The 8,839-nt window shown below is 42.7% G+C and carries 6 protein-coding genes; 3 read left to right on the top strand and 3 right to left on the bottom strand.

Annotated features, from left to right (window positions below; all coding sequences use genetic code 11):
• The 3 genes from RRG12_RS40735 to RRG12_RS40725 all read right to left on the bottom strand — a co-directional run.
• A partial coding sequence (locus tag RRG12_RS40735; RefSeq protein ID WP_420763113.1) for a HEAT repeat domain-containing protein occupies window positions 1-2,540 on the bottom strand: 2,540 nt, incomplete at its 3' end.
• Between the two features lie 347 nt (window positions 2,541-2,887).
• A complete protein-coding gene (locus RRG12_RS40730) occupies window positions 2,888-3,853 on the bottom strand; it encodes an NAD(P)-dependent alcohol dehydrogenase (RefSeq protein WP_420763112.1) in 966 nt (321 codons plus the stop codon).
• 381 nt (window positions 3,854-4,234) lie between these two features.
• Window positions 4,235-4,813 (bottom strand): Uma2 family endonuclease, encoded by a 579-nt coding sequence (locus RRG12_RS40725; RefSeq protein ID WP_420763111.1) that lies wholly within the window; start codon window positions 4,811-4,813, stop codon window positions 4,235-4,237.
• Window positions 4,814-5,940: 1,127 nt separating this feature from the next.
• On the opposite strand from RRG12_RS40725, the gene nifB reads away from it, so the two are divergent.
• The 3 genes from nifB to RRG12_RS40710 all read left to right on the top strand — a co-directional run.
• Complete coding sequence (nifB, locus tag RRG12_RS40720; RefSeq protein ID WP_420763115.1) at window positions 5,941-7,392, top strand: nitrogenase cofactor biosynthesis protein NifB; 1,452 nt, start codon at window positions 5,941-5,943, stop codon at window positions 7,390-7,392.
• Window positions 7,393-7,561: 169 nt separating this feature from the next.
• A complete protein-coding gene (locus RRG12_RS40715) occupies window positions 7,562-7,918 on the top strand; it encodes a 4Fe-4S binding protein (protein ID WP_069073111.1) in 357 nt (118 codons plus the stop codon).
• A gap of 34 nt (window positions 7,919-7,952) precedes the next feature.
• Window positions 7,953-8,839, top strand: an 887-nt coding sequence (locus tag RRG12_RS40710) for an aminotransferase class V-fold PLP-dependent enzyme (RefSeq protein ID WP_420763110.1), incomplete at its 3' end; no start/stop codon positions are given.

Genomic DNA, 8,839 nt, shown 5'->3' with positions numbered 1-8,839 from the left:
CGTACAAACTCATGATCATCCTGGGTAGCGCGTTCTTTTAGGATAGATTTGGTGTCTGGGTCATCTTTGAAGTTCTTCACTAATTCTTCGACTGCTGTACCTCGTACAAAGTTGTCATTATCCTGGGTAGCGCGTTCTTTAAGGATGGATTTGGTGTCTGGGTCATCTTTGAAGTTCCTAGCTAATTCTTCGACTGCTGCACCTCGCACACCGTAGTCATCATCATGGGTAGCGCGTTCTTTGAGGAAGTTTTTGGTGTCAGGAGATTCTTGCCAGGTCGTTGCAATTGCTATGACTGCTTGAGTACGAATTTCCTGAATTAGCTTAGTTTCTTCTTCATCTTCATAGGGGACATAATAGTACCAAAGGTCATATTTAGTTAAGTCTTTTAACTTACCAAGTAATTTCTTAACTGTTGACGCGATCGCCGAGCGATTTCTCACCTCTACAAGACACTTAGCCGCTAAAAATAGATTAACAAACTTTTCCTCTTCTCCATCTTGCGCCATTAAATACTCAAGAATATCGCCAACAAATCTTGGCTCAATCATTCCCGCAATTAGCAGCAAGACTTCATGCCAACTTTCATCTTGCCAGTGTTTGCCAAAAACTTCATTCTTAAGTTGCTCAATAGTCAGCGTTTGCGTTTCTTTAAACTGCCAGACAAACTCCCAAGCACAGAAATATTCTAAAAATGTCCGATGCACAAAAGCATAATAATCTGCCCCCAGGAAACATAACATAAAGTTGCGAGTCCGCAGTTGATTAATCATCACCTTCGCAGCTTCTCTGGGTTTATCAAATTCTATGGTTTTGAGATAATCAGTCAGAACTTTGACTAAATCATTTTCATTAATCAAATTCCCTGCCAAACCTTTCTCACCAGTTTGCATAAGATAAGCAACCTGACGCAGCATCGCTTGCTTATCTTTATAATCAATCGTCTTCGGGTCTAACCTCTTATCTTCTGTCAAAGCGCGTTCCACATCCCATTGATGTAGCAGTACCCGCGATGCTTGATTATAAAGCTCGGCTCTATCTCTTGGTAGCTCTTGATTACGATTAAGAATTGCCATCATCGTCAACAGCAGAGGATTTCCCGCCAATTCTGCAATAGATTTTGAAGCTTCAATTCCTCTTTTTAGCCGTTCCCGTTTTCTCACCTTATCTACTGCATCGGTAAAAGTTAACTCATGCCAACGGTAGATAAAATCCTGAATTTGTTCTGAGTCTAAATCTTGTAAGATAAAGTGGCGAAACTCAGCATTAAGCAATCGTTGCGGTTTATAGCCAACAATCCGAGAAGTGACAATTACCTGCACATCAGGATAGTCATTAGTAAAGCGATGAATATCAGTAATTACATCCTCTCGCTTACCAGGGTCAAAGACTTCATCTAAACCATCAAACATCACTAAGGCATTACCAGCTTTTAATTGTTTATCTAGTTCAAGCTGATTGAGATGATGAACAGCACCACTACATTGATGAAAGAATTCTAGAAAATTATTGCACTCTTTATCTTCCCGTCGCCGCATATAAGTGCGTAACTCAATTAGCAACGGAATTGGTAATGATATAACATTATCCAGTGGAGACTCGGCCCAATTCAAAGCCAGAAATTGCAACAATGTAGACTTACCTGAACCAGGATCGCCCAAAATCACAATATATTTATAATCTTGCTTCTTATTGACAACATCTAAAACTGAACGGATCGGCTGTTCAAAATAAACCCGTTTGTGGCGTTCTAATTCTTCTAATTCCACTTCTGCTTCTACTTGGTCGCTTTCTCGCAGCCGTCTAAGATGTTCTTTAGGCAGTTCGTGAACTTGTGGTAAAACTTGATGAGCTTCCCGGACATTTTGAGCAGTAAAAATCCGCCATAATTTCAGTTCGTTATAGGCATAGCCGCTAGTATCTAAACTATCTAACTTAAGATTGCCATAGCGTTCGCGGATTCCTTCTTGATATTTAATTAAATTAAAATCTACAATCACACCAGCAATTTCTTTGGTATTTATTTCAATATCAGATAACTTTTGTAATTCCAGGATATGGTGTAATTCTTTTGAATCTAAAAGAAGTTCTTGGACTTGTGTAAAATACTGTTCTGTAAGTGATTGCCAGTTAAATTTAAATGGCAGAGATTTTAATTGCAGCCTGTTCCAACTATCTTCTAGCGTATTAGCGTCTAAAGATTCACAATTAATATCAAAAGCCTTACCAAGAATTTCTGTAACCGACTTATCGCTAATAAATTTCTGGATATCTTTGGTGTACTCTTTAATCTCAGTTTCAGCAAGTTTGCAACGAACCTTTAACTGCTGCTGCATGAGTTGCAAAAATTCCTTTAAGGCTTTACCAGCAGCAATTTCTATGTCTTCCTTCTTAAGTTTCTGGAAAATCTTGCCAGGGATACCTTTTAATAAATCTTTAGCCCAATCTTTAGCAGCATCCTTGGCTAAATCTTCCAGAATGGGTTTAAAAATCAACCCGGCGGCCTGAGTTACACCCCAAATAGCTAACCAGTCCAGCATAATACTCGCTTCTGTTGAGATTTTGATTACGAGTATATCCACTAGCTGGAGTAATGTTTCCAGATTTCAGGGTTATTGCGGAAATATTACAGGTATCTAAGAACCTCTCTCCTAAAAGGCTACGGTGTACACACAAGTCGAATTACCCCCCTTAATCCCCCCTTGGAAAGGGGGGAAATAAGAAATCTAGTTCCCTCCCCTTTCCAAGGGGAGGGTTAGGGTGGGGTAAAACCTTGGGTTTTTCAGCTATTTCAGATTTGTGTGTACACCGTAGCCTTTTAGGAGAGAGACTTTGAATTTTCCCTCTTCCCGCGTCGGGAAGGGGTTAGGGGGTTAGGTTTTGCAGATTAATTGGAAACTGCGATGTCTACGACGGGCTGCGCGATCGCAATTTTACCCACTGCACGCCCAGTTTCGCTATAACTATGAGCCGCCGCTAGTTCTTGCAAGGGATATGTGCGATCGATTACTACACGAATCTTACCAGCTTCAATCAATTCTTTGAGAAAAAGCAAGTCCTTAACGTTAGGCTTCTCAAAGAGAAATTTCGCTTTTTGACCAGGAAGGAATGCTGTTAAAACGCTCTCTAAAAAGACTTCAGGGCCGGGTAGCGTGGTGATATAAATTCCGTTGGGTTTGAGAACTCTTTTGGTTTGAGAGAGCGATCGCTTACCCACTGCATCAAAGATAATGTCATACTGCGCTATATCTTGGGTAAAATCCTGCTGCGTATAATCAATCACGCGATCAGAACCCAGAGATTTCACCAAATCCAAGTTTTTAGTACTGCAAACTCCCGTCACCACTGCCCCTAAAGCTTTAGCAATTTGCACTGCAAAAATCCCCACACCGCCAGAAGCACCATTAATTAAGACATTTTGCCCTGTTTGAATATTTCCCTGATCTCGCAGTGCTTGCAGAGCCGTAAGCGCTGCTAAAGGTACAGCCGCAGCTTCTTCATAAGATAAGTTCGTTGGTTTGAGAGCCACCACACTTTCTGGAACAGCTGCAAATTCGGCATAACCTCCTCCAGGGAAACTAGTACTGCAATAAATAGCATCTCCTGCTTTAAAACGGGTGACACCAGAGCCAACGGCTACCACATCTCCCGCCACATCAAACCCCAGAATCTTTGGAAAATTGCTGCCGGTAATCAAACTCAACATCCCTTGGCGAATTTTCCAATCAATAGGATTAACGCTACTAGCACGAACTTTCACAAGTAACTGTGTTGGCTCAATTTTCGGCTGCTCCACATCTTCATACTGCAACACTTCAGCGCCGCCATACCGACGGATAACCACTGCTTTCATCGCATTCCTCCTGCTACCCTGTTTTTGTGAATGAACTCAGACAGCTTATGAATACAGTGTAGCGATGTCTAAGATTGGCATTTAACGAAGATGCTAGAGAAATTTCCTATATCAATATCAGTCTAAGACTACACCCAATACGGTTCGGTTAAGGCAAGAGACGCGATGAATCGTAAAGACTGATTATTGTAGAGACGGCGATTCATCGCGTCTTTGTGATCTAGAATTTTCATCAAAAAACCTTAACCGAACCGTATTGAGACTACACCTGTATGACAGCTAGTACCTTAGTATCTTACACTGGCTATGCAGTTGCTTAAAGTGCGTAGGCGCAGCCCGTCGTAGACATCGCTCTTTAAAAGTTAACACGGAACATTCTCTTTATTCTTCAGTGCTAAATACAACACCTTCATACAGCAATTCAATCGGACACTCCAACTCAATGCTCGATAAAGTGACGATATCTCCAGCCGTGTAGGGATAGTAAAGCCACATACTACCCTCTCCCCGACAGTAACGCTCAACGGAGATTTTTTCCGAGTCAATCAAGATATATTCTTGCAAACTGGGGATTGTCAAATAATAAGTAAATTTTTCACCCCGATCTTTCGCGCTTGTATATGGCGAAAGAACTTCGGCAATCAGCTTGGGATGTTGAATAAATTTGCGGGCATTCAGGTCTTCAGGGTCGCAACTGACAACAACATCAGGATAATAGTATCGGCTATGAAGAGTGAGTTGCACTTTCACCCCTGACACATTCGCTCGACAGCCTCTAGAACGCAGATGAGGATGTAAGGCAGTGTACAAGTTAAGTGCAATGTCGTTATGGGGAATTGTACTGCCTGTCATGGCAAATACTTCGCCATTAGCATATTCGTAGCGAAGGTCTTGCTGAGGTTCCCATTCGAGATATTCCTCAACGGTCATTTTTGGCGGCTGTTGGGAAATGGCTATCATAAACTCAGATTTATTTCACGCTTGGCTTGATTGTAGCTTTTAAACCTCTCTCTAAGTCTCTCTCCTAGAAGGAGAGAGACTTTGAATTTTCCCCCTTCCCGACGCGGGAAGGGGGTTAGGAGGTTAGGTTTTTGCTAAGGTTTGTAATGAGCAATTCAGAAAAATCATTGCGATCGCTCAATCATGTTAGATTATAGTTTGTTGTTTCTCTTAAACACAAAATCCGACAGGTTCCTACCCATCTCCTCATTGTGGGAATGAAGAAGAAGAGTTAAAAGTTAAGTTTTTTGAAAATGATATGCAGCAACACACCTATTTTCATTACCTCATATCGCTTATCACACAAGACTTACAACCACAATTGAATATGATTGTCAAAGCAAAAATTAAAAAAATATGAAGTGCATTTTTACCCTCAAAAAAATGATATGTTAGATACAGAATTGAATTTCGCACGTTTCTGGAGTAAAACAACATAGATTACTCCAGTTTTTCACCCTCAAACCCTTGGCATTTATTGCTTTTGACGGAAATTGAGGGTAGTCTGAGTACACATTTAAATAACCAAAACCTAGCTGCAAATAGATTAAATTCTTTGCTGGGATTAGGTTTTAGCTGAGTACAAAGAAATCCTGAACCCCTATATATAAACACTAGAACCCCAACCAAAAAATACTAGAACCCCTACCTGAAAAAAACTTTTTTAATTCTTGTAACGCTTGAAGAATTAGGGTTTTTAGTATTTGAGTACAAACGTAATAAATCCAATAAATTCTATCCTAGAGAGACGCAACATCTGGCTGGGAGACGGCTGCTATAAATCTTATATCGCCAATCACCTAACGCTCTGAAACAAAACAAAGCGAAGGGTGAGTGGAGGGATGACATAGCACCATGCCTGAAGTGAAGAGAAGTCGCGGCTGTAAGCACAAATTCTACCCAAGAACCGAACGTTGACACACACCAGCCGAACATCAGATATCTATCGCCTGCCTGACTTGAAAACAAGTCGCCCGAACCCAAGGGTTTGCAGGCAGTGTGGAAGACGCGACTTCAATTCTGGGCATGAAAGAGCAACAACATCTCCCACAGTGGCAGCCAAGTCCACCGACCTTTTGCGAAATTCAATGACATCACCGTCTACACGACTCCTCAACTCCAACGCTACGGAATCGCCAACCCAAGCAAAATCAGGTGGTTGCGGCTGTGACAGCACCACCAGCACCACCGTGGAAAGGGACGAAAAGCTCCAAGAACGCATTGCTAAACATCCCTGCTACAGCGAAGACGCTCATCACCACTACGCCCGGATGCACGTTGCAGTTGCACCAGCTTGCAACATTCAATGCAACTATTGCAACCGCAAATATGATTGCGCTAACGAAAGCCGCCCTGGAGTAGTTAGCGAATTGCTAACACCAGAACAAGCAGCACACAAAGCTTTGGTCATTGGTGGTAAGATTCCCCAAATGACAGTTGTGGGAATTGCCGGCCCTGGCGACCCATTGGCGAACCCAGAAAAGACTTTCCGCACATTTGAGTTGATTGCAGAGCAAGCACCAGACATCAAGCTTTGCTTATCAACCAATGGTTTAATGCTGCCAGATTACATCGATCGCATTAAACAATTAAATATAGATCACGTGACGATCACCATTAACATGGTAGATCCAGAGATCGGTGCATTGATTTATCCTTGGGTTCACTACAAACGCAAGCGTTACAGAGGTCTTGAAGGTGCAAAAATCCTCCACGAAAGACAAATGGAAGGATTGCAAGCCCTGAAAGACGCTGACATCTTGTGCAAAGTCAACTCCGTAATGATTCCCGGAATTAATGACCATCACTTAGTTGAAGTGAATCGAGTCATTCGTGAGAAAGGTGCATTCTTGCACAACATCATGCCATTGATTTCTGCACCAGAACATGGCACACACTTTGGTTTAACCGGTCAACGCGGCCCCACACCCAAAGAACTCAAAGAAGTTCAAGACAACTGCTCTGGTAACATGAAAATGATGCGTCACTGTCGCCAGTGCCGCGCCGATGCAGTCGGATTGTTGGGAGAAGACCGCAGCCAAGAGTTTTCCAAAGAGAAATTCTTGGAAATGACTCCCGAATATGACATGGAACAACGCGCTACTGTTCACGAAGGAATTGAGAAGTTTAAAGAAGAACTTAAAGTAGCCAAAGATAAAGCGCTAGCTGGTAAGAAAGTTGCCAATAGTCCGAAAGTTTTAGTTGCAGTAGCAACCAAAGGCGGCGGATTAGTTAACCAACACTTCGGTCATGCAAAAGAATTCCAAATTTACGAAGTGGGTGGAAACGAAGTTCGCTTTATCGGTCATCGCAAAATTGACCAATATTGCCAAGGTGGATACGGCGAAGAAGCTTCTTTTGAGCATATTATGAAAGCGATCGCAGATTGCAAAGCAGTTTTAGTCTCCAAGATTGGTAACTGTCCTCAAGAAAAATTGCAAGAAGCTGGAATCAAGACAATTGAAGCTTACGACGTAATTGAAAAGGTTGCTTTGGAGTTTTACGAGCAATACGTTAAGGAATTAGGGAATAACGAATAGGGCATGGGGCATAGGGCATGGGGCATGGGATAAGAATTATCCTCAATGCCCTCGCCTAAACCCAATCCTCAATGCCCACTTGCCCTGAGCGTTCGCGCAGCGTCTCCGTTAGGAGAAGCCGAAGGGATGCCCAATGCCCAATGCCCCATTCCCAAAAGGAGAATAAATCATGGCTTACCAAATTCTTACTAGCCAGTGTATTTCCTGCAATCTCTGTCTAACGGTATGTCCCACAAATGCAGTTAAAGTGGTTGACGGACAGCACTGGATTGACCCTGAACTTTGTACAAATTGTGTTGGTAGTATTCATACCGTGCCTCAGTGTAAAGCTGGTTGTCCCACTTGCGACGGTTGCGTTAAGCAGCCTAGCGATTATTGGGAAGGCTGGTTTACCAATTACAACCGTGTAGTCGCTAAATTAACAAATAAACAAGATTACTGGGAACGTTGGTTTCAAAGCTATTCCCAGAAATACTCTGAGCAGTTGCAAAAGCGTCAATCCCAATCAGTGGGTTCTGAAGCTTAATTAAATAATTCCTAATTTGTAATTGAAGACAACAATGCAAAATAACTGCATCTATCTCGATAATAATGCCACCACTAAGGTAGACCCAGAAGTTATAGAGGTAATGTTACCTTACCTCACAGATTATTACGGCAATCCCTCCAGTATGCATACCTTTGGTGGGCAAGTCGGTAAAGCAGTGAGAACCGCAAGAGAACAACTTGCAGCCATCCTGGGAGCCGATGAGTCTGAAATTGTCTACACAAGTTGTGGAACTGAGGGAGATAACGCGGCGATTCGAGCCGCACTGTTAGCGCAACCTGAAAAGCGACATATCGTCACTACCCAAGTTGAACACCCCGCAGTACTCAATGTCTGCAAACAATTAGAAACCCAAGGTTATAGTGTTACCTATCTATCAGTAAATAATCAAGGGCAGCTGGATCTAGATGAACTAGAAGCTTCCTTGACGGGTAACACCGCCCTGGTGACAATTATGTATGCTAATAACGAAACTGGGACGATTTTCCCGATTGAACAAATTGGGTTGCGCGTTAAAGAATATGGCGCTATCTTCCATGTAGATGCGGTGCAAGCAGTGGGAAAAATCCCTCTGAATATGAAGACTAGCACCATCGATATGTTAACCTTGTCTGGTCACAAGCTGCACGGGCCTAAAGGAATTGGTGCTTTGTATATCCGGCGCGGGGTTCGGTTCCGTCCCTTCATAATTGGGGGACACCAAGAACGCGGACGTAGGGCGGGAACTGAGAATGTTCCAGCAATTATCGCCTTGGGCAAAGCTGCTGAACTAGAACTGTTACACTTAGAAGAAGCGACGGCAAGAGAAAGAAAACTGCGCGATCGCCTGGAACAAACTTTACTTGCTAAAATTCCCGATTGTGTAGTCAACGGTGACGTTACGCAGAGATTGCCAAACAC

Source organism: Nostoc sp. CALU 546 (genome assembly GCF_048836525.1).
Note: the sequence above shows the minus strand (reverse complement) of the source record. Positions and strands in the feature narration are given on the sequence as shown.

What these genes read in the sequence shown, in the direction of transcription:
- RRG12_RS40730 (WP_420763112.1), bottom strand. Translation starts at nt 3,853, where the DNA reads ATGAAAGCAGTGGTTATCCGTCGGTATGGCGGCGCTGAAGTGTTGCAG.
- RRG12_RS40725 (WP_420763111.1), bottom strand. Translation starts at nt 4,813, where the DNA reads ATGATAGCCATTTCCCAACAGCCGCCAAAAATGACCGTTGAGGAATAT.
- nifB (WP_420763115.1), top strand. Translation starts at nt 5,941, where the DNA reads ATGACATCACCGTCTACACGACTCCTCAACTCCAACGCTACGGAATCG.
- RRG12_RS40715 (WP_069073111.1), top strand. Translation starts at nt 7,562, where the DNA reads ATGGCTTACCAAATTCTTACTAGCCAGTGTATTTCCTGCAATCTCTGT.